Consider the following 23,920-nt stretch of genomic DNA (forward strand, 5'->3'; position numbering starts at 1 on the left):
TTAGTGCGTAATTTATAGTTGTATGGTAATCTGTTAAATTATTCTTCCCTCCGTCTTATCTTCCTCTTTTAATTTTAAAATAATGAAGGCAATGATTTTATCCCATTTTCCTTCTTGTCCAATTATATTCTATGTATAAGCGTACTAAGTAATCTGTCGTTGGAAAAAGAAATTGCGTGTTTATTATGTAAGCCTGTGGCACCTTCCAAAAAACAGCCTGTAAAAAAGAGAAGGAATCTCTATCAAGTCTCTAATATGTTGGTTGGGGGGTAACACAATGAGTCATCTGATTTATTCACAGAACAATTTGATAGAGAAACCTTATTCCTTATTGATAATGATAATCATTATCACTTGAATTGTCAATACATAATTACAATATTATTTATTTTAGGGAATGGAATCATTGCATTTAAGCGGTGCCTTACCCGTTCACGACGATTAAATCAAATGATGCCGGCGGGCACAAAACGGAGAAATAGTAGTCCTCTGCAGGATCCCATTGCTTATGCCAAGCCTCATCCGCATGCCCCTCTCTTACATTATGCCGATAACGGCGAACCTCAGGTAATACATCCACTAGAATCTTCAAATCAACAACATCAGAAAATTCGGGCAGCGAGCTATAAATTCCATCAAGAATAATGACCTTTGAGGGCTCTTTCGTTATGGAGGATGAGGCCAGACCGCTTTCAGCTGAAAAAGAAAAAGGATGATATTGAACGCTCTCCCCCGCTATAAGCGGTAACAATGCTTCTTTATGCAGACGTTGCCAGTCAATACATCTGCGACATTTCCATTCCGATGTAGTAGTATTCCATTCCTCGTCTGTAATCGTCGCGTCGAAAAACGCATCACACTGAATAACAGTTGCTCCTACGTGTGAAGCAACCTCAGCAGCCAGCGTAGATTTTCCTGCACCGCTCCCCCCGTCCAAAGCCACCACTAAGGGGCTGATTCGTCCTTTCAGGTATCCATTTATAGCGGATACGATTTGCTCGGAAGCTTTTCTTGTTACTTGAGTGTTTTTCACGATTATCCCTCCTCCGTGTCAGACACAAGATTAAATTCACTATCTACAAGTATTCATTTCTTTGGAATAAATGCTTATTAAACTAAATTTCCGGCTTCGGCTTGTTTGCTTCTTACCATTACGAAAATTATATCACAAGTAAATTAGCTGCATCGTGTTTTTAACAAAATTGCGCAGTTGGTATAATAAATACTTTTCCCTTCCAGTCCAAAAAAAGAACCCTCAGATAAATGAGAGTTCTTTAACATGGAACGAATAAACCGAACCCATTAAGAAATTGGAAGCCGTTCTGTTTCTTCTTAACGACTGTTCACTTTTTTACTTTCTGAAAGCCAGCCTTCAAGATTGTAGGACATTTCCCAGAAATGGAGTTCGTATTCTTTTGCGATAATAAATTGTTCTTTTACCTTCTCTTTTTCCTTATCATTCATATCTTCAACTAAAGTGTTTAGTAAATTAATCATTTCGGTAGTTGAATCTTGAAACCAGTCACTCGCATACATTTTAATCCAGTTACGATAAATTTCCGGCTCTGGAGTGGCATTTTCATTCACTTTTCCGATGTCCGCATATAACCAATAGCATGGCAGTATGGCAGCCACAGTATGTGCTAGATTTCCAGACAGGCTTGCTCGATACAAATGCGAAGTATAGGCATACGCAGTTGGCGCTGGTTTGAAGTTATCTAAATCTGCTTGTGTAATATTTAAAATCTCAGCGTGCTCGTTATGCACGGTCAGTTCAGCCTCTGCTGTAAAGCGCGCTTTATCAGCTAAAAGAGCAGTCAGCTTAAAATCTTCGGCCTGGGATGCTGCAATCGCGTGGATCTTACCGTAATGTTTTAAATAGTAAATATCTTGTAAAATATAATACTTAAATGTTTCTAGCGGCAAATCTCCTTTCACGATTCCTTGCACAAATGGGTGATGTAAACTTTGCTCCCAGCTTTCCTTCGTTGCAGCACGTAATTCATCCGTAAATTTCATAAAAAAAATCCTCCTTTAATCTTTTTTCTAAAGACTCGTAGAAGGAAGCATCTGCATACAAAAACATACACACGAAAAAATAGCGCATGGTTGTCTGCTTATTCTACTTCCCTCCGCTGGCCTTAACCAGATCAGGTTCTAAGGGTGCTAAATATACATTTATCTCAGCCGTTACGGCGCCCCTAGCAGAAAATTGAAATGTATTCGATTGTCTATTATGGTAGCAGAACAAATTGTTAAGTCAAGTCTTTTTTGTTTATAAGAAAATCAGCAAAGAAATAATCAAATCTATTAAAAAAATAGGTTTCCAAGAAGCTTAAAAAACTAGTGTGTTTCACTCGTTATCATGGATAAATCATTATCTTAATGCTAGTATCCTTCTGATTTACGGCGGTTTCTACAGCCTCTTTGATATTATCTAAACGATACTTATGGGTAATTACATCCTCGAGACCAAGGTCCTGACTGCCAATTGCCTGTATTGCTGTCGGATAACTGTTTGCATAGCGAAAAACACCGTGAATGTCGTATTCTGAATCGACGATATGGGTAATATCTACAGGTATTTCTGAGGATGCAGGTAATCCAACTAATACAATCCTTCCTCCGCGTTTCGTAATCGTCAGTGCATCCTGAACCGCCCGGCCATTACCTGAAGTTTCAACGGCGATATCCAAACCACTGCCAGCTGTTGCCTTTTCTATCTCCTCATGAATATTATCTTGTGTTGGATCAAATACCTTTGTCGCGCCAAATTTCTTCGCTAATTCTCTGCGATATGGTACCACATCCGAGCAATAGATTTCGTTCACTCCGAATATTTTCGCTGCCTTGATCGCTAACAGCCCAATAGGTCCTAAACCGGTTATCAGCATTTTATCATTGGGATGAACTTTTCCGCGCTGCATCGCATGAATGCCAACAGAAAGCGGTTCAATTAAAGCCCCTTCTTCATAGCTCATTTGATCCGGTATTTTAAACGCGAAATCACTGCGAATCGTGACATATTCAGACCAAGCTCCGTCAACTGGCGGAGTTGCCATAAATTGTACCTCCGGGCAGAGATTGTATCGGCCTGATTTACAATATTCACAAGTTCCGCATACCACACCCGGCTCGACAGCTACACGGTCGCCTGCCGCAAGATTCTCAACCTGACTGCCAGCTTTAACAATATCTCCTGCTAATTCATGCCCTAAAATGAGTGGTTCTTCTACGACATAACGCCCGATTTTTCCGTGTTCGTAGTAGTGCACATCAGAGCCGCATACACCGATACACTGCACTTTGATTAATACTTCATTTTCCTTTGGTTCTGGTATATTTATTTCCTTAACCTCAATATCCAATGGCTTATTTAGAACTGCTGCCTTCATCTTTTTCATTCCGCTACACCTCTTTGATATGTATTGTTTTGCCAAGCGTATAAATACGTCATCCTATACTATTTTGGAAAAATAGAGAGCTATAATTTTTTAAGAACATATTCTTCATTGTAACATGCGTGTTGATATACGATAAATAAACGTGCGATCTTTCTCTTTTTATAGAATACAATGTGCTATAAGCTCTTCCTCTATTTTCTTAGAACAGCTTCTCAATGTAAGGCATTCCATTTCCTCCAAAATTAAAACACTATCTTTGTTCGAGATAGTGTCAATAAGAAGATGGCATGTATCATTTAAGTTCATATTTTCTGCCTTATTATTTCGTATACAAGTGAGAAAGCAGCTTTCTGTTTTTTTCATGAAATTTTGAGTTGTGAGAAGAGACATAAATCTCATTATAGGCATCCGGCTTCATATACAGCTTTGCTTGATTCACTGTATTCGCTGCATCATTGTACGCGCCGGCAATTAAGTGCACCTTTCCATCGAATGAAAGAATATCACCGGCAGCATATAAACCAGCTATGTTCGTTTCAGCTTTTCCGGATCCTTTTACGAAAAAGTCCTGTTCAAGTTCTACTTTCAACGGACTTTCTTTAATAAATTTCAGCTCTCTGTCAAATCCATGATTAATGATTAAATCGTCCACTTCAAAACGAACTTTTTCCCCGGTTTTTTGGTTTTTCGTCAAGATTTCTTTGACATGATGACCTTCTTCGTCTGCAAGCAATTTTTCTATTTTTGTATTTTTATAGATATGGACAGAGGAGGCTTCCAGATGAGCGATATGCGCTTCCATCGCTTTGAATTCCTCCCCTCGATAAACCAATGATACCTGTTCCGCAATGGGCTCTAATTCGGTAGCCCAGTCAATGGCCGTATCTCCTCCGCCGGAAACAATCACTTTCTTATCTTTAAACCTGTCAAGGCTCTGTACTGTGTAATGAAGATTGCTTACCTCGAAACGGTCCGCTCCCTCTATATCCAATTTAATTGGTTCCAGAATACCTCCGCCAGTTGCCAAAATAACCGTTCGGCTAACGTATTTATGTCCTGTATGGGTTGTCACCACAAAACAATCTTCCATATTCTTTTCAAGTTTTTCCACTTTTTCATTTAAAATAACTTCCGGGTTAAATGTACGTGCCTGCGCTTCCATTTGCTCTATCAATTGAGCGCCGGTAATCGGTGTTAGTCCTCCTATATCCCAAATCATTTTTTCAGGATAGATATGAACCTTCCCTCCGAGGTTTGGTTTAAATTCGATAATGCGGGCAGATAGATCGCGCATCCCGCAATAAAAGGCCGCATACAATCCAGCCGGGCCACCGCCTATAATGGTTACATCTTTACATTCTGTCATCGTCTAACAACCTTCCATAAGTTAAATTTTCTGTATTCTTTTTCTAATATTCGTGAGGATTCACACCAGATCGATAAAAAACACACGCTAAAATATTGGATAATATCTAGAATGATGCGCAAATTGGGAGATGAAAAATGTCTTCAATTACTTCAATTCGCGAACGCCTTAGTTGGACCTGGGACTGCGTTTACTCGTCCCATCAAAACCGCTAGATAAAGAAATCCTACTATTTAATGATAATGATAATCATTATCATTATAAATGTCAATGTGTCTTTTTTTATTTCTATCTTTTCGTTCCTGATTAAGCTACTTAAAAAACCGGTAAAAGTCATCTCATACACAGCAAAAAAGTCTTGTACCTAAAGGATTCTGCCGGTGCAGCTCTCTTTTTTAGTACAAGACTTCAAATTTCTTTCTATGAAAACAGCTATACTAATAAACCTCAAACTCATATTCATCGGATACGCTTATTGCATTGCAGAATATTAACATAAGATTTCAACCTTCTCTGTTGACTTTCGGTATTTCCTTTGTTTCACTCGCTTCTTCATCACTTATGATGCCTTCTGCTGATTTTTTAAATGAAGTCAGTGTTTTCCCTAAGGCAGAACCAATTTCAGGCAGTTTTTGGGGACCAAAAATGATCAAAGCCAGAATAATAATCAGAATCAAGCCTGGGATACCGATATTGGAAAGCCCCATCCTGTTCCCTCCTCTTTTATTCTATCATTAAACATGCTGGCTGTTTTTACTCACTTGGACCAATTGGCCTCCCTCATCGAGAAATTTAATAATCCCTTCCGCAGCCCGATATGCCAGTGCCCCTACCGTGCCAGTCGGGTTGTAGCCGCCATTATGGGCGAAAGCAGAAGCACCGACAACAAATAGATTATCGACCTCCCACATTTGTGAATAGTTATTTACTGCAGAGGTTTCTGGGTCAGCACCCATAATGACACCGCCCGTATTATGGGTTGTCTGGTATGGGACGATATCATAATGTTCGCTGATTTCTCTGACGTCCACGTGATCGGCACCCATTTCTTTTAGAATCTCTCCGGCTTTTTCCGAAAGATAGCGATGTAAGTTCCGGTCCTGCTCTGTAAAATCGTACGTTAACTTCAATAAAGGATTACCATATGCATCTTTATAGTTTTCATCCAAGCTTAAATAATTGTTGCGATGCGGCATGGAAGCTCCTTGTGCACCAACAGAAAGAGATCGATTAAAATAATGCAGTGACTGCTCTTTAAAATCCTTACCCCATGATGGCGTGCCCTTAGGAACTGGATTGCTTTCAATTGGCCGGCGTCCTGTTTGTGTAATTGATAAGGAACCGCCATGAATGAAATCTAAAGCTTTATGATCGAAATTATCTCCATTGTAATCATCTACGGTAGCCCCAAGCGAGCCTGCTCCCATAAAAGTGTTAAACTTCTCGTTTTCAAAGAAGCCCGTTGCGCCACCCCCGATTTGATAGCAATAATTCTTCCCGATGACGCCTTTTCCAGTTTCCGGATTATAAGGCTTGCCAATTTCTGATTGAAGCAGTAAACGCGTATTGTTTAATACATAGCTTGTCAAAATGACCACATCTGCAGGTTGTTCAAACTCCTCTCCCGTTTGCACATCGACATAACGGACACCGGTTGCCTTCCCATCATTATGAAGTACCTCGACCACGTTGGAGTCAGGCCGCAATTCAAAGTTTCCTGTTTTTTTTGCAGTAGGGAGAACGGTGATATTCGGGCTTGACTTTGCTCCGTACTCACAACCAAATCTCTCACAGAAACCGCAATACTGACAAGCATTGATTGTTTCCCCATCCGGATTTTCATATGCCTCCGATAAATTTGCGGACGCCATCTGGATAGGATGAAGATTTAAATTCTTAGCAGCTTTTTTAAAGCGATCCAAGATGGGAGTGCTTTTCATTGGGCCTGTCGGATAATCGTTCTTCCGAGGAGCTCCCATTGGATTCTCTTCTCCGCTGATGCCAGTAGTTTGTTCAAATTTATAAAAATAAGGCTCTAGCTCATCATAAGTGATGCCCCAGTCCTGTAATGTATAATCGTCGCTCAGCTTGTCCTTTCCATATTTTTTATCTGTTTCCGATTTGATTTCCAAGTCATATGGCAAAAAACGCCACGTATGTCCATTCCAATGATCTCCAGCACCGCCGACACCTTCTCCCAGAAGAAATGAACCTAATTGTCTCATGGGCAGTGCATGTTCATCCCGTTTATTCCGAAATGTGATGGTTTCTTTCGAGGTATCCTGCATCAGCCCATAACGGACAGCGTAACGGTATTCATCATGAACCATATGAAAATCTTCTGTTCCTCTGTCACCGCCTCGTTCCAGACCAACGACTTTATATCCTTCCTTTGTCAACTCTGCGGCAATAATACCGCCTGTCCAGCCAACCCCAACAGTGACAACATCTACCTTGTCCAATTTCTTTGCCATATCAACAGCCTCCTCATCGTATTACAAATGATCGTTTAATGCTTTTGGTTCCATCTCTATAAAGCTTTCATCCTCAATTTTATCGGTATAACTCATTTGACTGCCTGGATATTCCTTCATTTTCCAACCGCGCATTTTATCATTCCCGCCATATAAAGGATCAGCATAAGCACCTGCGAGTGTTGATGCACGCAGCATTTTGAAAAACTCAGAGGACGCAACCCCTTTTAATTTTACTTCGTCATTTTCAAATTTCTGCAATATTTTATCCTGCTGTTCTCCTTCCAAATCTATAAAAGACTCCTTATAATCATTTTGGCTTTCCTGCTCTAATGCACGAATTCCCTGCATAAAGATTTCATGACGTTTTAATGCAGACTGATAGCCTTGAAAAGGGGTTCCCTTACGAAAGGGACCTTGCATATATTCTTTATCATTATTTCCATATGCTCCTGCTAACTGATGATCAATAAAATAGGGAACTCCAAGAGCTAACGCGCCAGGTCCATTATCATCTTCTGGAAATATACGCTCCGTCGCTGCACCAAGCGTATTAAAATCAGCATGTCTTGTGAAATACATTAATGCCTGGTTGAAATTCTCCTCTTCTTTTACAGTAGGTGCAGCTGGCTGTTTCGTTCCACTCCCACCAAAGCTTGCTCCAAACACAGATCCTATCAAACCGCCGCCGATAAGACCTCCTGCTACATACCCGGAATTCTTTACAAATTTTCTGCGTGACATCTTAGAACCTTTTGACTCTTCAGCCATTTTACTCCCGCCTTTCTAAAACAATTAAAATGTTACAACTAGAATGTAAAAAAACTCATTTTGAGTGAGTTATCAGGATGGGAAAGGAATGATTCTGCTTTGGATACGTTCTAAAACTTCTTGCTTTGCGTACCCTTTCTTTATTTCAAGTTTATTTTTCTATGTTCTCTCTATACGTTTTGATACTTTCACTAGTTTTTAGTTCGTTATTACATCTATATGTTTTCTCTGATGGTCATATACCTTGTAAGTCAAAAAATACGAAGATTGGTTTGTTGTTATTTCTAATATTCTATGGCAATCAGGTCATCTCTAAACAGTCAATTCAATTAAATATATAGATAACTTCTTTTACTCCATTTGGTTTCTTAAAAGGAACAATGTTTAATTAAAGTGCCTGCTTCTCAAAAAAGAAACTTTGGATTTACGATGATTTTAGTAACCAAATGAATACAGACTTATCGTTTGAACTACGCAATATAGATTTATTTTCCGGAAAATACTTCAGCTGCGATGAAGCGCTGATAAAGCGATTTATAGAAGGTGTTCGTATAAAATGAAAACATTAGTATTCGTTTTTCACCCCAATTTGGCTAAATCTCGTGGAAACCAGTATTTAATTGAAGAATAAAGAAGCAGCCTAACGTTACTTTCCACGATGTTTATAGAGCTTATTCCAAGGAATAAATCGATGTTCAAGAGGAACAAAAGCTGGTAGAAAATCATGATCGTATTATTTTTCAATTTCCTTTCTATTGATACAGCGTCCCTCCATTGGAAGCAGCTGTTAACTTTGTCGGTGCACATTATTTACCGCCATTTGCGCTGAATGGTGTCGGTCATCAAGGAGGAACAACTTGCTGAAATCACAAAAGAGTATGTAGATTATGCGTTGAACCCGGAGCTGCTTACCCCCTGCTATAAAAAGACACAGCGGAGCAGCCGTTTGCTCGATAATGACAAACAAACTAAAAACCAAACCTTATTTTATTGGAAGGTTTGGTTTTTAGTTTGTCAGGATCGGCAATTTGCTCTGCAATTGCAATTGCTTCCTAAGGCATTAACTCATCATGAGGTTTAGTAAATTCAAAAAAAGAATTGCAGATGGGAAGAATATGCTTATACAATATAAAGCAAGGATGTTATTCAGTATTTTAAGAAATCATTGAAATTGTAAGAAACTGTCGAAATAAACAGCGTAAAATTGTATAAGAGGGGGAAGAACATGTCTATTAATTCTTTTGAAAACTATCCGATGTCTTGGAAACCGTTGCTCAATAAAAACAAAAAGCCAGTTTATCAAACTCTCGCCCAGCAATTGGAGGACGATATACTAAATGGAAATTTATTGCCAGGAACAAAGCTTCCCCCTCAGCGAGAGTTGGCTGATTATTTAGATTTAAATTTAAGTACCATTTCAAAAGCTTTTAAAATGTGCGGGTTAAAAGGCTTGTTAAGTTCATCTGTCGGCAGCGGAACTTTTGTAGCTTACGATGCGCTATCCAATGCCTATTTACTAGAGGATACAAAGCCAAAGCATTTAATCGAAATGGGCGCTACATTGCCTGATAATGATTCTTATAAACTACTTCAGCTCCAATTAAAAAGCATGGCACAGGAAACAGACTATGAAAAATGGTTTGGTTATGGCCGTGCCGGAGACAGTCTTTGGCAAAAAGACGCTGCCGTAAAATTTATCAAAAGAGGCGGCTATGAAACGACTGTTGACCATATCTTATTTGCAAATGGGGGACAAAATGCCATTACGGCTATATTAGCCAGTCTCTATAAATCCGGCGACCGTATTGGCGCTGATTCCCATACTTATCCTGGATTAAAAACGGTTGCCGCAATGTTTGGTATACACATCATACCGATCAAAGCAGAGAATCATATCATGAGCCCCTCTGCTTTTGAAGATGCCTGTAAAAACGAGCATATCAAAGGGATATATGTAGTCCCCGACTACCACAATCCAACAGCTTGCTGTATGCCTGTCGAAAATCGAAAAGAAATCGCAGCAATTGCTAAAAAGTATAACCAGATTATTATAGAAGACGCGACATATAACCTTCATCATAAAAAAGCATATCCGGCAATTGCCGCTTTTGCGCCTGAACAGACCATTTATGTTGCCAGTTTATCAAAGTCCATAGCACCAGGGCTGCGATTAGCTTATGTGGCGGCGCCGAAACAATATAAGGAGCTCATTTCAAAAGCACTGTATAATTTAAATATATCCGTCTCTCCCTTATTAGCAGAACTGGCAGCACGGACCATTGTATCCAACCAGTTTGAAGATTTAATTGAAGGACATCTTCATGAAGCGATTCGCAGGAATGAAGTTTTTGACCGTTATTTGGCTGATTGCACATGCTTGGGGGCTGATATAGGCATCTTCCGCTGGGTGCTGCTGCCAGGCAAAATAACAGGTGCGCAATTTGAATTGCTTGCCGCACAGCAAGGTGTACAGGTCTACGCAGCAGAACGCTTTGTAGTTGGTAACAGTTCTCCAGAAAGAGCTGTAAGAGTTGCCGTTTGTGCCCCGGAAACAACTGAAGAGCTCGAGCATGGCCTGATTATTCTTAAACGATTACTAGACAGCATCCTTTCATAGGATTGAAAGCATCTAAAATGCCTGAACTTTTGAGATGAAAGGATTCAGGCATTTAGATAAATATATGTGTTATTTCATTCTTATATCAAAAGATGTATACGCATCACTCTATGAAGCTCTTTTCTGTTTATTAATATCTGCCCAAATAATGATAGGTATAAGCAGTAATGAAAGAATCGCACCACCAATGGAAAGGAATGCATAACTGGAATTTGCTACAATCATTCCAGATATTCCGCCCCCTAACGCTCCGGACAAAGCAATCCAGACATCTACGGTTCCCTGCGTCTTCGCCCGGCTGTCTAATGAAGTAGAGTCTACCAGGATTGCGGTTCCACTAATCAAACCAAAATTCCAACCAAGACCAAGTAACACGAGCGCTGTAATAAGTACTGTCATCGAATCCGCAGGTCCCAACGCAGCTAAAACACCAGAAGCAAGCAGCGTAACCGCAGAAGCAACAGCCATCGCAGCCCGGCCGACTTTATCGACTAAGCTCCCGGTTATTAAAGAAGGAAAATACATTGCGCCAACATGAAAACCAATCACTAGGCCGACAGCCTGCAAGTCATGCCCATGATGCCCCATATGTATCGGCGTCATAGTCATAATGGCAATCATAACAAACTGCGTTAAAACCATTACTGCAGCTCCTGCCCAAATACCTTTCCTGTTTTTGGGTAGCCCACCCATGTTTTTTTCTGTCTTTGAATGGCTGTTGCTTTTCTCGGAATTAGAGATGGCTTTCGCTACAAGCAGCGGATCAGGACGCAGATAAAATAAAAGTACCAATCCTGCTAGTATATAAGCTGCTGCTGCTAATATAAATGGGCCTGCCAAAGCAGGTACTCCCAGAAATATCGCAACATCTCCCATAAATTCCACCAGATTCGGTCCGGCAACAGCGCCTAATGTAGTAGAAACCATGGCCATACTTACAGCTTTAGCCCGTTGCGTTGAACCTGCCAAGTCTGTTCCTGCATAACGCGCTTGCAGATTGGTGGCTGTTCCTGCCCCGTAGATAAACAGCGCAATAAATAAAAGGACAATGCTGTTCATTAATGCAGCCATAACGACACCAATGGCCCCAATCCCTCCAGTTAAAAAACCTGCTGAAAGTCCAAAACGACGTCCGTAGCGTTGAGAAAGCCGTCCTACAAGTAACGCTGTCCCTGCAGATCCTAAGGTAAATAATGCTGTAGGAATCCCTGTTATGCTGTCTGTTCCCAGCATATCCTGTGCGAGGAGCGCCCCTACGGTAATTCCCGCTGCAAGACCTGCGCCTCCAAATATTTGAGACATAATGACAACCATTAATGTTTTCTTATACAGTTGTTTTTGTTTTTCTGGAGAGTCAATATATGCTTGCAGCCAAGCTGAACTATCTCCAAGTTTTATTTCATTATCTTCCGCCATTTTATCCCGCCTTCATACTAATACAGTTCTTTTTTAGTAACAATCATAATATTTAGATAGCTTATCACGAATGAAAAAACCATACAACACAATAATTGTATGGCAAACAATATTATAAAATTATTGTATGGCGGCCAAATAGATGAAGCATTTCTATTCTATGACGCCCTTCTATGATTTCTTTTGAAACGCCGCCCCTGCTTTTATCTGTTTCTGGAATTGTTCTTTGCAGTTCTGTGAAGAAAAACACAAATTGCCCCTTTTTCATTTGCCGAATCCGTTCGCAAATGTTATACTCTATTCTCAATTAGTTATTCAATTTTAGAATAAAAGAACAATATAAGACAGCTTATTTCGTTCACAATTTGTTAATAATTCAAGTGAAATAATGCACTTTTTCACTTGGGTTCCTTGACAAATTATCTCTAATTTAGAATAATTATTATTAGATTATAATTATTGTTTTTATTGATAAAAATCAATAATTATAAGATTACTATTTTGCAAGGAGGACATACATTATGTCACTAATAGGTAAAGAAGTACAACCATTTCAAGCAACTGCATTTCATCAAGGTGAATTTGTAGATGTATCCGAAGAAAATTTCAAAGGTCAATGGAGCGTTGTTTGTTTCTATCCAGCAGACTTCTCTTTTGTTTGCCCGACCGAATTAGAGGACTTACAAAATCAATATGCTGAATTAAAAAATCTTGGTACAGAGGTTTATTCTGTTTCTACAGATACACATTTTGTGCATAAAGCATGGCATGAAGCATCAGATGCTATCAACAAAATTGAATATACGATGATTGGTGACCCTTCTCAGCAAATTTCCCGTAACTTTGAAGTATTAAGAGAAGATGCAGGACTGGCTGATCGCGGTACATTTATTATTGATCCAGACGGCGTTATCCAAGCTGTAGAAATTAACGCTGATGGTATTGGCCGTGACGCCAGCACATTAATCAATAAAATCAAAGCGGCACAATATGTACGTGAAAATCCAGATGAAGTTTGCCCTGCTAAATGGGAAGAAGATGGAGAAACATTAAAACCAAGCCTAGATTTAGTTGGAAAAATCTAAGAAAGCACGGTTAGCCGGTTAACGGCTGTAATTTAAATTTAAACGGGGTTCGGCGTTACGTGCGTCGAACTTCCTTTGTGTTATACAGCCTATCGATACAGATTTCTCCATCAGGGGAAATTCCGAGACAGCTATGAACAAAGGGATTCATTTTAGTTTTTCCGATTTTAATAGAGAAAAGAGGTTTACTATGCTCGATCAAGAAATCAAATCACAACTTAAAGAATATTTGCAGCTATTGGAAAATGACATTGTACTCAAAGTAAGCTTTGGCGCTGACGATGTTTCCAAAGAAGCAGAGGAACTGGTCAATGAAATTGCCGGAATGTCTGATAAAATCACAATCGAACAAGGTGAATTCCCGCGCACTCCGACCTTTAGCGTAAATCGTCCTGGAGAAGATTCAGGCATTGCTTTTGCCGGTGTTCCACTTGGGCATGAATTCACCTCTCTTGTTCTTGCATTATTGCAAGTGAGCGGCCGTCCGCCGAAAGCAGATGTGAAACTCCTGGAACAAATCAAGCAATTGCAGGGACCGCTCCATTTTGAATCGTATGTCAGCCTTTCCTGCCATAATTGTCCTGACGTAGTCCAGGCCTTGAATTTAATGAGCGTGGTTCACCCTGCAATTACGCATACCATGATTGAAGGATCTGCATTTAAAGAAGAAGCAGACGATAATGGCGTGATGGCCGTCCCATCTGTCTTCTTAAATGGAGAATCCTTTGTTAACGGACGCCAAACTCTAAAAAGCATCTTTGAAAAATTAGGCACTACGACTGTGGATGTATCCGGCCTGAACGATAAAGAAGCATTTGATGTGCTTGTTGTCGGCGGCGGTCCTGCTGGCGCCAGCGCAGCTATCTATGCAGCACGAAAAGGAATTCGTACCGGTGTCGTAGCGGAACGCTTTGGCGGACAGGTTCAAGATACCATGGGCATCGAGAACTTCATCACTACCAAATATACAGAAGGTCCGAAATTGGCAGCAAGCCTGGAAGAGCATGTTCGCGATTATGAAGTTGATATCATGGACTCGATGCGTGCTAAATCACTGGAGAAAAAAGACTTATTTGAATTAGAACTGGAAAATGGTGCAACACTGAAAAGTAAAACAGTTGTGCTTTCCACCGGTGCACGCTGGAGAAATATTGGCGTCCCCGGGGAAGCAGAATTCAAAAATAAAGGGGTTGCTTATTGCCCGCACTGTGACGGCCCAATTTTTGAAGGAAAAGATGTAGCGGTTATCGGCGGCGGTAATTCCGGGATTGAAGCAGCCATTGATTTAGCCGGAATCGTTAAGCATGTCACAGTTCTTGAATTCCTTCCCGAACTGAAAGCAGATAAGGTTTTACAAGAGCGTGTATATAGCTTGCCAAACGTAACAGTTATCACAAATGCTCGTACTTCTGAAATTTATGGTGATCAAAAAGTGCAAGGGCTTCGCTATGTTGACCGTGAAACGGAAGAAGAACACAGCATCGAACTTGCTGGTGTCTTTGTACAAATTGGCCTTGTGCCAAATACGGAATGGCTGGAAGACACGGTGGAACGCAGCAAATTTGGAGAAATCATTGTAGATAAACGCGGTTCTACCAATATTCCCGGCCTATTCGCTGCAGGAGACTGCACAGACAGCGCATATAAACAAATCATTATTTCAATGGGATCTGGAGCCACTGCGGCTTTAGGTGCATTTGATCACTTAATTCGTAATTAAGGCGGAAAGACTAGCGGGAAAATCCTGCTAGTCTTTTTATCTATGAATCAATTTAACTTTTATTTGGCGCAAACATAGGCAACGCTGCCGATAGAATCTGGATTTTCCAACTGATCTATCATCGATGTAGCCAAGTCGGCCCCAGTTATACGTCCCTTCCCTTTTGGTACAGGCTTATCGAGGCTTATTCGATAAGTCCCTTTTGCTAAAAAAATACCAACTCACTCCTAAAAAGTGTAACTTGGTATTTGGGATTTTGATAACTTCCTTTATGTTAACTTAACGCACTATACTGCATGATATTCAAAAAAATTTCTATTTTAAAAACGTACTCGGCATAACGACAAGAACGACCTCTCCACGTGCGCAGAGAGTATCATCTGCAAAGATTTCTGTATGGACCTTCCATCTTTTCGGATGAATTTCCTCCACTGTTCCAATGGCCTTTAGCGGCGTATCCTGTGAAGTTGGCTGCAGGAATTCCACATGGAGGCCTGCAGTGACAAATCTGGGCGGTACCGAACCATCACCAATTTCATTTCCGTTTTTGCGGTGTAAAGCAAGTGCAGCCGAACCTGACCCACGACAGTCCATTAACGAAGCTATCAACCCGCCGTAAACAAAACCCGGGATTCCCATGTACTTTGAATCAGGCGTAAAAATGGTAATTGTCTTATCTCCTTGCCATCCAGTCCGCAGGTGGTGACCATCTTTATTTAGTCGGCCGCATCCATAGCACCAGGAAAAATCATCGGGATAAATATCTTGTATTGCTTTTTCTATCTTTTCTTCCACACTGTCCCCTCCTTCGACTTTATAAATCTCAATAAATCAGATGGAATATAAGCTGGTAATCTGTCATGTTGTACTATCAATATATACAAGTTCTTCCTGATGTGCAATAATATTCTGATAAATAAATAGAAAGAACCTATTTTGAAAAATAATCAAAACAAGTTCTTTCTATATGAATAACCATCAAGCTATTCTGTTCGTTAAAGCTCCTTTTCTTTGACTTCCCCGGTTTCTTTATCTACCAGATACCAGCCTATGGTGTTTGTCATCTGCGCTTCCCCTTCTTCTCCTGAAAACACAAATGCTTGAACAGTATAATAGCCTTCTTCGTCCTCGTCATCTTGTACCATGGCTTTTACATCTTCCCGGTTAGTGTCGCTATGCTCATCTACATAGTCAAACACGTTTTTTGTCGCATCCTCTTCCGTTATTCCGGTATTTTCCTCCTGTTCATTTGCGTTTGAAGTATCTTCGGATTGGTTATCATCCTCTTCTGCTGTGCCATTATTGTCACCTGCTTCATTCAATAAAGGGTAGGTGGAAATAACTTGATCCGTTTCATTTACCAGCTGGAGCTCCTCGACCTGAAAATCGAGCGCAGTTAGTTGAAGAACCTGCTCAAAATCTTCACGTTCTTGTTGAGTCGGTTCTGCCTCCTCATTGATATGATATGTCACCATCGCTTGATTCCCATCTACCTCTGCTTCTTCGATTTCCAGACCTTCGTAGATTCCGGAGTGATAAGACCCGTTGTCGTTCGTTGTGGTTGCCATCGCTTCAATTGTCTGGCCGAAATCAAATAGTTCGCCATCCTCCGCAGATATTTCTTCTCCCGCTACAGCCCCGCTGATATACGTGTGCTCCCCTCGCTCTGTTTCTTCTGGAGACATAACATAGTATCCGCGATTCGGCTCTTGTTCGATTTCAACGGGATCCTGCCAATGATTTTCCGCAAAAGTCAGTCCTCTTTCCCCATCCTGATTAAAAAGGTTAAATTCATCCAAACCATACCGAAAGCCAATCTCATTCAGCGCTTCCCAAAACATCGCCGACTCCGTGGATGCCATACTTAAATCATCCTCTTCATTATAGTACAAGTTCACTGCTGTTCCGTCGACCTCAAAATTGGTCGTAGCAGAGAGCAGATCACGTTGTGAAGGATCACTTTCCATTAATGATTGATGTATCCGCTCTTCACGTGTCATCTCATCCGCTGTCCGCGTGAAGTAAAGCAATAAATCCGTGCCATCCAGCCACTCGGCGTGAATCAGGTAGTCACCGGAGACTTGTTCTTCTGTATAGTCCTGCTCTTCTGCTTCGTTATCGGAATGGTTGTTTTCCTCCTCGTTTTCCACCGGGTTCTTATCAGATGCAGCATCCTCCTCTGGATTGTTTGAATCTGTCTCATCTCCATCTTCTTCTGAATCTGCCTCATTATTTGACGGTGTTTCCTCTGCAGAATCTGTTTCATTTGTATTATTGCATGCCGCCAATACGAAACTAAATAAAAACAGTCCTAAAACAACGCCTATTTTTTTCAAAATAATCCCTCCAAAATAATGGCTTCGTTAGTTAAAACTATTCCCGGGATTTAAAAAATAAAACGATGTTTGCTTTCTGAGGTTGGATGAGACATATAAATGTAAGCAGAGTTCAACAATTTGTTTTAGAAGAATTTCACAAATGCGTTTAGTTCCTCGCTAAGCATTTACAGTAAATTTATCCCTTCGAATAAACGGAAGCAATGTAGTCAATCCAATAATCCCCAGGATAACGCCAACCCATAAAGGAGAAGTGACTCCAAACCCGGCATCAATCGTTAATCCGCCAACAGATGAACCAATCATGAGTCCAAGATTAATCATAGAGTTATTTACTGTGGCTACCAGCGTTCCTGTATTTGAAACACTTAAAACCCTTTTTGCCATCGCCGGATTTAAAGACACTCCGGTTAAACCGATGATAATAACTGCGGCAACAGCGATGACAGGAATTTCCGCAAAGGATCCAAACAGAATCAGTGCAGCTGTCAGAATAACTAGCCCAACTGTCATGACAGGCATCATATGCAAGTCTGCTAATCTGCCGACAATAATATTACCAATAACCGTTGCTGCACCATAGACTCCTAGAATAAAAGGAACAACACCAGCGCTAAATCCTGTGACTTCAGTCAGGATTGGCGTAAAATAGCTGAATGCTGCAAAAGTAGCGCCGATAATAAATACATTCGTCGTATAGGCAGCCCATAACTGACCGTTTTTAAAGGAACTGATTTCTTTTTTGATACGGATACTTTTCTTTTCCTTTGATTCGAAGGCTGGAATCAGGAACTGTACGAATATGGCTGCGATAAATACTAAGACAACAACCGCCCAGAAGCTGGCACGCCAGCCTAAATACAAATTAAACACCATCGCAAATGGGACTCCGGCAGCAGTTGCAATCATTAATCCGCCTAATACAATGGAAGCCGCCCTCGCTCGTAGCTGATCAGGGACGAGTTGATAGGCAAGCGACATAGCTGTTCCAAACGTTGCGGAAGAAGCTATCCCTTGTACGACACGCGCCGCCATCATCACTTCATAATTGGGAGAAACGGCAGCAATGGTCTGTCCAATCAGAAAGACAAGTGTTAAAGCCATTAATCCTTTTTTTAACGGAACCTTTAGTAAAGCAATGGTTAGAATCGGTCCGCCTGCAATCATCCCTACTGCATACGCTGAAATTAGATAACCGATGGCTGCAATCGATACGTTAAATTCTTCTGATAGAGATGGCATAATTCCAGCCACCATAAATTCTGATGTTGTTTGCGAAAATATAAGAAAACCTAATATAAAAACTGCAAAAGGCAATTGTATCCACTCCAAATTTATATTCTATTTTACGGAACAGTACAGAGTAAGCGTTATATTATGATGTTCCATAAAAATTCATATATATCGTCCAAATCTTGTGTGTAGCTTCTTCCGTATCCTTTGTTCGTCTTCTGCATCAGCATATATAAAGAAAAGCTTTTCCTCTCCCACTTTCCACAAGCAGTAAATGCCATTTAATTCTTTCACGTGCATGTCATGGATTTATCCCCCTTTGGTTACTAGCTATTAACACCTTTTATTATGGTGAGCAAAATATCACTTGAAAAGTAGGCATATTTTTCATACTCAGTATGGTAAAAGGTACAAATAAAGCCCTGTCCGGGTTACAGCTTTATAATTTTTATCCATATCTACAAAGCCAGAATGCTGTAAGGCAAATTGATTACTTTTCTTTATTTTCTCTGGTATGGTTAACATACTTCGTATGAAATAGTGACTGAAAGCTTTTACTATAAGGAGGAAAGTTCTTTTGGACGATTTATCAAAATACGGAATTGTAACTGCGCTTCAAGCAATTGGCGGTAAATGGAAACCGCATATCTTATTCATCCTTTTAGAAAAGGGCACAAAACGCTTCGGAGAATTACGACACCTCATGCCTGAAATAACGCAGGGGGTACTTACACAGCAGCTTCGGGAGTTAGAAAAAGACGGACTGGTTCATCGTGTTGTCTACCAGGAAATTCCGCCAAGAGTAGAATATTCTTTATCAGCACATGGAAAATCATTGGAGCCTATTTTAAGAGAGATGTGTGCGTGGGGTTTTACGCATGAGGAATTTATGGAGAAAAATAAAAATGCTTTAGAGGTCTGCAATAAATAATTGAAATGCTGGTTTGGAGAGTGAATTTTAAAATATAAAAACAGATCACTTGTTATCTTTTAATAAATGATACAAGTGATCTGTTTTTCTTCTTACTCCAGTTTTCAAACGTTAAGCATAAAATATACCATGGTTATCCTTTACTTAAATTAAAACTAAATGTTAATCAAGCAGATAAATGATAGCCGTCAATTCCAAATAGCAATAAAGAAGTACATATTAAAGAATAGTGCTTTTTAACAAAATCCTCCCCATTTATCTGTTTTATAGTATTAAAACAATAAATCAGCTTCCTTCCACCCGCTCTTTTGCCATTTTCCAAAGCAGAATTGCGGAAACTAATGAAGCAATAAGATTATAAAACATCGCATTGACGAAAGCAGAAGCATATAGACCGCTGTTTCCCCCGTCAGCATCAGCAACAACACTCCCAAAAAATATGCTTACTGCTGCCAGGCCGACAGCTGCGCCAACCTGCTGTAAAGTAGAAATAATTCCTGAGGCCATGCCTGCTTTGCTTTCTTCTACAAACCCTAATACCAGGTTTAAGAGCGGTGTCATGACTAATCCTTGGCCAATCCCTACAAAAACAAGTGCTGTAATTAAATGAACAGCTACCAAATCGCCTCCTGCAGTCCATACTTGCCAGATTAATACAGCAAAGGAAAAGGTATAAAAGACAGCGCCCCAAAAGATCGTCATCGTTCCAAAACGTTCTACCAGGCGGGGTGCAGCCATGGAAGCAGCGGTAAATCCGATACTGCAGGGCACAAAAAGAATCCCGGCGGAAAGCGGACTTAATCCCAGCCCTGTTTGTACTAATAACGCATAGCATAAGAAAAACACGGACGAAGTAGAATATATCAGCAAGACGAGACTGCCGCCCATGGCAAACCGGGATTGGCGTAAGAGCATGGTGTCTACCAGCGGCTGCCTTTTAGCAAGGCGCCGTCTTTCCTGATGCCGCCAAAAACCAAATAGTATCCATGCCGCCGCCGCAAGGGATAAGAAACTCCATATCGTCCAGCCATGATTCTGTGATTCAATAAGCGGGACAAGAAATAAAATCAGTCCAAGACTGACAATAACTACTCCGCCCCAATCCAGCAGTGGACGCTCCGGAGCATGCGATTCCGGGATGAACCGCGCCATAAGAATGGAGAAAATGCCGATGGGAATGTTGATTAAAAAAATCATCCGCCAGCCGAGTCCTCCAAAATCGGCTTCTACAATAAAACCGCCTAGCACTTGCCCCGCAATGGCAGCAAGGCCTAATACCATGCCGAGCAAACTGAAAGCAATTCCTCTTTCCCGGCCTGAAAAATTAACCCGAATAGAAGAATAAATTTGCGGCTGCATCATCGCAGCAGTCAGGCCTTGAAGTACTCTGGCGATGATTAGCATATCTGGATTAATTGCCAGCCCGCATAATGCAGATGTAATAGTAAAGCCAAACATCCCCACGATAAACAGACGCCTGCGCCCAAAACGATCCCCGAGCCTGCCTCCAGTAATCAAAAGCACGCCAAAACCAAGTTCATAACCAGCAACGATAAAAGCGATTTGTGAAAAGCTTGCCCCCAGATCTCCTTGTATACTCGGAATTGCCACATTCACTATAAAAAGATCAAGAATGGTCATAAAACCGGCTAACAAAAGAATAAATAACCCTAATAATGTAGCCGGCTGTGATAATGTTGGATATCTTTCTTTCAATCTAAAGCCCTCTCTTTCATTTTTAAGTTTTTCTGCTCTCTCCCTTTCCAACAGAGCATGATTTGATTATACTAATACATAAAAGTTTAATAAAACGAATCTTTTTAAATGAATAGTTTAATAATATTAAACTATTCATCAAGGAGGACAAATAGATGGAATTACGTCATTTAATCACGTTTAAAACAATCGTGGAAAAAGGCGGATTTAAACGTGCAGCGGAATATCTGGATTATTCACAGTCATCGGTGACGGTACACGTGAAGGAGCTGGAGAAGGAATTAAAAAAACCTTTATTCGACCGTATTGGCAGAAAAGTATTTCTGACAAACTACGGAACCCAATTTCACCCATATGCTGTTAAAATCGTTGATTTATACAATGAAGCAGCGGAAACCATGAATATGAATGATGCGCCAAAGGGCAGTCTTGTTATTGGGGTTACAGAAATCTTCTCACAATACAGGATTCCGTCCATTCTAATGGAGTACAAAAAAAGATACCCTGATGTGTCGTTATCTTTACGTTCTCTTGAAAATAAGGATATTTCTGCCGCGCTTAAGAACGGACAAATTGATATGGCCTTTGTTTTGGAAAGAAATGACTGGTTTGATAAAGAGCTGACGATTGAAAAAATAAAGGATGAATCGACTGTTCTGGTATGGCCTGTCTGCCTAGAAGATAGTGAAAATACGATTCTCTCCACCGAAGAAAGCTGCAGTTATAAAAGCATGCTGGAAGCATATATACAGGAAGAACAAATCGAGGCAAAAAATTCATTAAACTTTTCCAGTTTGGAAGCAATTAAGCAATGCGTGCTTTCCGGACTCGGTTTTTCCATCCTGCCCTATTTCGCGGTAGAAAAGGAACTTGCTTCCGAACAAATTCTAGGTGAATTTATTTCATTAAACCATACAGGAAATGCTACGTTTATTGTGAACCATAAAAACAAACAGCTCTCCCCTGCTATGCAAGCAATGATTTCATTGATGAAAGAGCAGAGTCTGCATTGGGGTGAATGAAATAAAGAGAAAAACCCCTTATAATGGTTGGATAGAAACAGTAAGAAAATATATTTGGAAAGCAACTGCAAGAAAGGTGAGAACGCGCCATGATTTTCCGTTCAAAAGTAGATGGTTTTTTCGTAACGTTTATGTCCATTGTGGTTTTATTAATAGGTGCCGTAACGCTCTTACCTCCACTCATTGATAAAGAGGCATCCATGGGCATCGTCATAATAATGACTGCTATCTTTATTATTTTAGCAGGAGCTTTGTTATGGATGTCTTTTTCGATCAAGTATATTTTCTATGATAATTATCTGTTAGTGAAAGGCGGACCATTCAAGTGTAAAATCGCTTATCAAAGCATAAGGAAAATTTCGCCGACAAAAGATATCTTTACTGGTTATCGCATTCTATCTGCCAGGAATGGACTTGAATTATTTTACGATTCAGCCATCCTTGGCAGTGTAAAGATTTCACCAAAGAATAGAAGAGAATTTATCACGGAATTAAAAAAACGATCTCCTCATGTAATTATTCAGGAATAAACCTTTATTCAAGGAAAAGAACCTCAACTTGTCAGAGAATGCGGGGTTCTTTTATCTATTCATTCATTTCATAATTACCTTGCCCGTTTTTGTTTAAGTAGAAAGAACACCGGATGAAAATAAACGCGATAATTACAAATAATCCGGCAATCCAGCTTAAATGGACGATATTTATATACTGAATAATAAGACCGCCCAGCGCAGAACCTAACATCATTCCCACATTCATTAATGCAGTATTAAAACTCAGTACGGTTTCAGATGATTGCGGCTTTAAAGATACTAAATAAAATTGCTTTGCCGGCGTGGTTGTCCATGTTGCTATTCCCCAAACTGCCAACGTGATAAATACGCCTGTCATGGTATATTGTGTCAATGCCAAAACAAATAACGCAATAATGTGGATACATAAGCTAAGCGATATGGTTCGATCAGGCCCCCATTTATCTACCGCGTATCCTCCAAAACGGGAGCCGATAAAAGCAAAAGCTCCTAAAACAAATAAAGCGATACTTGTCATCTCTATGGAAAAGCCAGCTGTATTACTTAACAATGGAGCAATATAGGCAAAGACCATGGTATACCCTAAAATCCAAAAAATGGTCGTCAATAACCCTGTAAGCACCCGTTTATCTTTGATAATCAGCAATTGCTGTTTAAACGGCAGCGGCTGGTTTCCTTCAATAGCCGGCAATAATTTATACAGTCCTGCTAATAACAATACCGTACCAAGTGCAATAATCAGGAAAATATACCGCCAATCTACATATCCTGCTAAAAATGTTCCTAAGGGTACCCCAAGTACTAAGGAGATAGTAAAACCCGTAAGCACTGTTGCCATGGCGCTTCCCTTTTTTTCAGGTGCTGCAATTTGAGCAGCATAATTGGTAGCTACTACAATAAATAATCCTCCGCTCATTGCCTGGATAACTCTGGACAGCATAAGAACGATAAAATGATAGCTGAAAAACGCAACCAGATTTCCTAGAATAACCATAACGATGGCGTATAAAAGGACCTTTTTACGGTCAAATTTGGAGGTTAAGATAACCAATACCAAAGCGCCAACAGCATAAGATAAGGAATAAATCGTAATCAATTGTCCGGCAGTTGAAATAGAAATATCCAAATCAAAAGAAATCAGTTCCAATATTCCTGAAACCACAAACTCCCCTGTTCCTGTTACAAAAGCTCCTAAGGCCAAAAGAATAATTGTAAATTGGTTTATATTGTTTTTCATTTTGTATCCTCTCCCTTATTTAAACATTGAATTTATTGTAAATCCCGTGTTAACATAAG

19 protein-coding genes and 1 riboswitch are annotated in these 23,920 nt (G+C 40.2%); of the genes, 6 read left to right on the top strand and 13 right to left on the bottom strand.

Annotated features, from left to right (window positions below):
- Positions 1–424 precede the first annotated feature (424 nt).
- From ACZSMY_RS04830 to ACZSMY_RS04860, 7 genes are all read right to left on the bottom strand, one after another.
- Positions 425–1,033: a uridine kinase gene (locus ACZSMY_RS04830; RefSeq protein WP_368900688.1), complete on the bottom strand. Its 609-nt coding sequence runs from the start codon at positions 1,031–1,033 to the stop codon at positions 425–427.
- Between the two features lie 299 nt (positions 1,034–1,332).
- The gene (gene tenA, locus ACZSMY_RS04835) at positions 1,333–2,019 is read right to left on the bottom strand and encodes a thiaminase II (protein WP_193062147.1); all 687 of its coding nucleotides are present in this window, start codon (positions 2,017–2,019) and stop codon (positions 1,333–1,335) included.
- Between the two features lie 91 nt (positions 2,020–2,110).
- Positions 2,111–2,213: riboswitch (TPP riboswitch) on the bottom strand.
- A gap of 150 nt (positions 2,214–2,363) precedes the next feature.
- Entirely contained in the window at positions 2,364–3,404 is a 1,041-nt protein-coding gene (locus ACZSMY_RS04840; protein WP_042534045.1) for an NAD(P)-dependent alcohol dehydrogenase, read from the bottom strand.
- A 319-nt stretch (positions 3,405–3,723) separates the two neighbouring features.
- Positions 3,724–4,770 carry an NAD(P)/FAD-dependent oxidoreductase gene (locus ACZSMY_RS04845; RefSeq protein ID WP_193062146.1) on the bottom strand — a complete coding sequence of 349 codons (1,047 nt, stop codon included), beginning with the start codon at positions 4,768–4,770 and terminating at the stop codon, positions 3,724–3,726.
- 503 nt (positions 4,771–5,273) lie between these two features.
- Entirely contained in the window at positions 5,274–5,477 is a 204-nt protein-coding gene (locus ACZSMY_RS04850; protein WP_042534043.1) for a twin-arginine translocase TatA/TatE family subunit, read from the bottom strand.
- Positions 5,478–5,504: 27 nt separating this feature from the next.
- Positions 5,505–7,244: a GMC family oxidoreductase gene (locus ACZSMY_RS04855; RefSeq protein WP_193062145.1), complete on the bottom strand. Its 1,740-nt coding sequence runs from the start codon at positions 7,242–7,244 to the stop codon at positions 5,505–5,507.
- Between the two features lie 21 nt (positions 7,245–7,265).
- Entirely contained in the window at positions 7,266–8,015 is a 750-nt protein-coding gene (locus tag ACZSMY_RS04860) for a gluconate 2-dehydrogenase subunit 3 family protein (RefSeq protein ID WP_193062144.1), read from the bottom strand.
- A gap of 1,225 nt (positions 8,016–9,240) precedes the next feature.
- On the opposite strand from ACZSMY_RS04860, the gene ACZSMY_RS04865 reads away from it, so the two are divergent.
- Complete coding sequence (locus tag ACZSMY_RS04865; RefSeq protein WP_193062143.1) at positions 9,241–10,632, top strand: aminotransferase-like domain-containing protein; 1,392 nt, start codon at positions 9,241–9,243, stop codon at positions 10,630–10,632.
- A gap of 108 nt (positions 10,633–10,740) precedes the next feature.
- Here the strand turns inward: ACZSMY_RS04865 and ACZSMY_RS04870 are convergent, their stop codons facing one another.
- Positions 10,741–12,048: an MFS transporter gene (locus ACZSMY_RS04870; protein WP_193062142.1), complete on the bottom strand. Its 1,308-nt coding sequence runs from the start codon at positions 12,046–12,048 to the stop codon at positions 10,741–10,743.
- Between the two features lie 521 nt (positions 12,049–12,569).
- Here ACZSMY_RS04870 and ahpC point away from each other — a divergent pair.
- A complete protein-coding gene (ahpC, locus tag ACZSMY_RS04875; protein WP_042534036.1) occupies positions 12,570–13,133 on the top strand; it encodes an alkyl hydroperoxide reductase subunit C in 564 nt (187 codons plus the stop codon).
- Positions 13,134–13,323: 190 nt separating this feature from the next.
- Positions 13,324–14,853, top strand: a complete 1,530-nt coding sequence (gene ahpF / locus ACZSMY_RS04880; RefSeq protein ID WP_465147508.1) for an alkyl hydroperoxide reductase subunit F — start codon at positions 13,324–13,326, stop codon at positions 14,851–14,853.
- Positions 14,854–15,168: 315 nt separating this feature from the next.
- On the opposite strand, the gene ACZSMY_RS04885 is transcribed toward ahpF, so the two are convergent.
- The 3 genes from ACZSMY_RS04885 to ACZSMY_RS04895 all read right to left on the bottom strand — a co-directional run bounded on the left by ACZSMY_RS04885 (position 15,169) and on the right by ACZSMY_RS04895 (position 18,506).
- The gene (locus tag ACZSMY_RS04885; RefSeq protein WP_465147509.1) at positions 15,169–15,648 is read right to left on the bottom strand and encodes a PaaI family thioesterase; all 480 of its coding nucleotides are present in this window, start codon (positions 15,646–15,648) and stop codon (positions 15,169–15,171) included.
- A 200-nt stretch (positions 15,649–15,848) separates the two neighbouring features.
- On the bottom strand, positions 15,849–17,189 hold the full coding sequence (locus ACZSMY_RS04890; RefSeq protein ID WP_465147510.1) for a hypothetical protein: 1,341 nt from the start codon (positions 17,187–17,189) through the stop codon (positions 15,849–15,851).
- A 159-nt stretch (positions 17,190–17,348) separates the two neighbouring features.
- The gene (locus ACZSMY_RS04895; RefSeq protein ID WP_332093681.1) at positions 17,349–18,506 is read right to left on the bottom strand and encodes an MFS transporter; all 1,158 of its coding nucleotides are present in this window, start codon (positions 18,504–18,506) and stop codon (positions 17,349–17,351) included.
- Between the two features lie 493 nt (positions 18,507–18,999).
- On the opposite strand from ACZSMY_RS04895, the gene ACZSMY_RS04900 reads away from it, so the two are divergent.
- Positions 19,000–19,353, top strand: a complete 354-nt coding sequence (locus ACZSMY_RS04900) for a winged helix-turn-helix transcriptional regulator (RefSeq protein ID WP_084612971.1) — start codon at positions 19,000–19,002, stop codon at positions 19,351–19,353.
- A 285-nt stretch (positions 19,354–19,638) separates the two neighbouring features.
- On the opposite strand, the gene ACZSMY_RS04905 is transcribed toward ACZSMY_RS04900, so the two are convergent.
- Entirely contained in the window at positions 19,639–21,069 is a 1,431-nt protein-coding gene (locus ACZSMY_RS04905) for an MFS transporter (protein ID WP_465147511.1), read from the bottom strand.
- 155 nt (positions 21,070–21,224) lie between these two features.
- On the opposite strand from ACZSMY_RS04905, the gene ACZSMY_RS04910 reads away from it, so the two are divergent.
- Together ACZSMY_RS04910 and ACZSMY_RS04915 are read left to right on the top strand one after the other, a co-directional pair.
- Entirely contained in the window at positions 21,225–22,091 is an 867-nt protein-coding gene (locus ACZSMY_RS04910; RefSeq protein WP_289585130.1) for a LysR family transcriptional regulator, read from the top strand.
- 89 nt (positions 22,092–22,180) lie between these two features.
- Positions 22,181–22,621 carry a PH domain-containing protein gene (locus ACZSMY_RS04915; protein WP_289585129.1) on the top strand — a complete coding sequence of 147 codons (441 nt, stop codon included), beginning with the start codon at positions 22,181–22,183 and terminating at the stop codon, positions 22,619–22,621.
- Positions 22,622–22,676: 55 nt separating this feature from the next.
- Here ACZSMY_RS04915 and ACZSMY_RS04920 read toward each other — a convergent pair whose 3' ends face one another.
- On the bottom strand, positions 22,677–23,861 hold the full coding sequence (locus ACZSMY_RS04920) for an MFS transporter (protein WP_465147512.1): 1,185 nt from the start codon (positions 23,859–23,861) through the stop codon (positions 22,677–22,679).
- Between the last annotated feature and the right edge of the window lie 59 nt (positions 23,862–23,920).

The sequence above is a fragment of the Oceanobacillus sp. B139/18 genome (genome assembly GCF_055524595.1).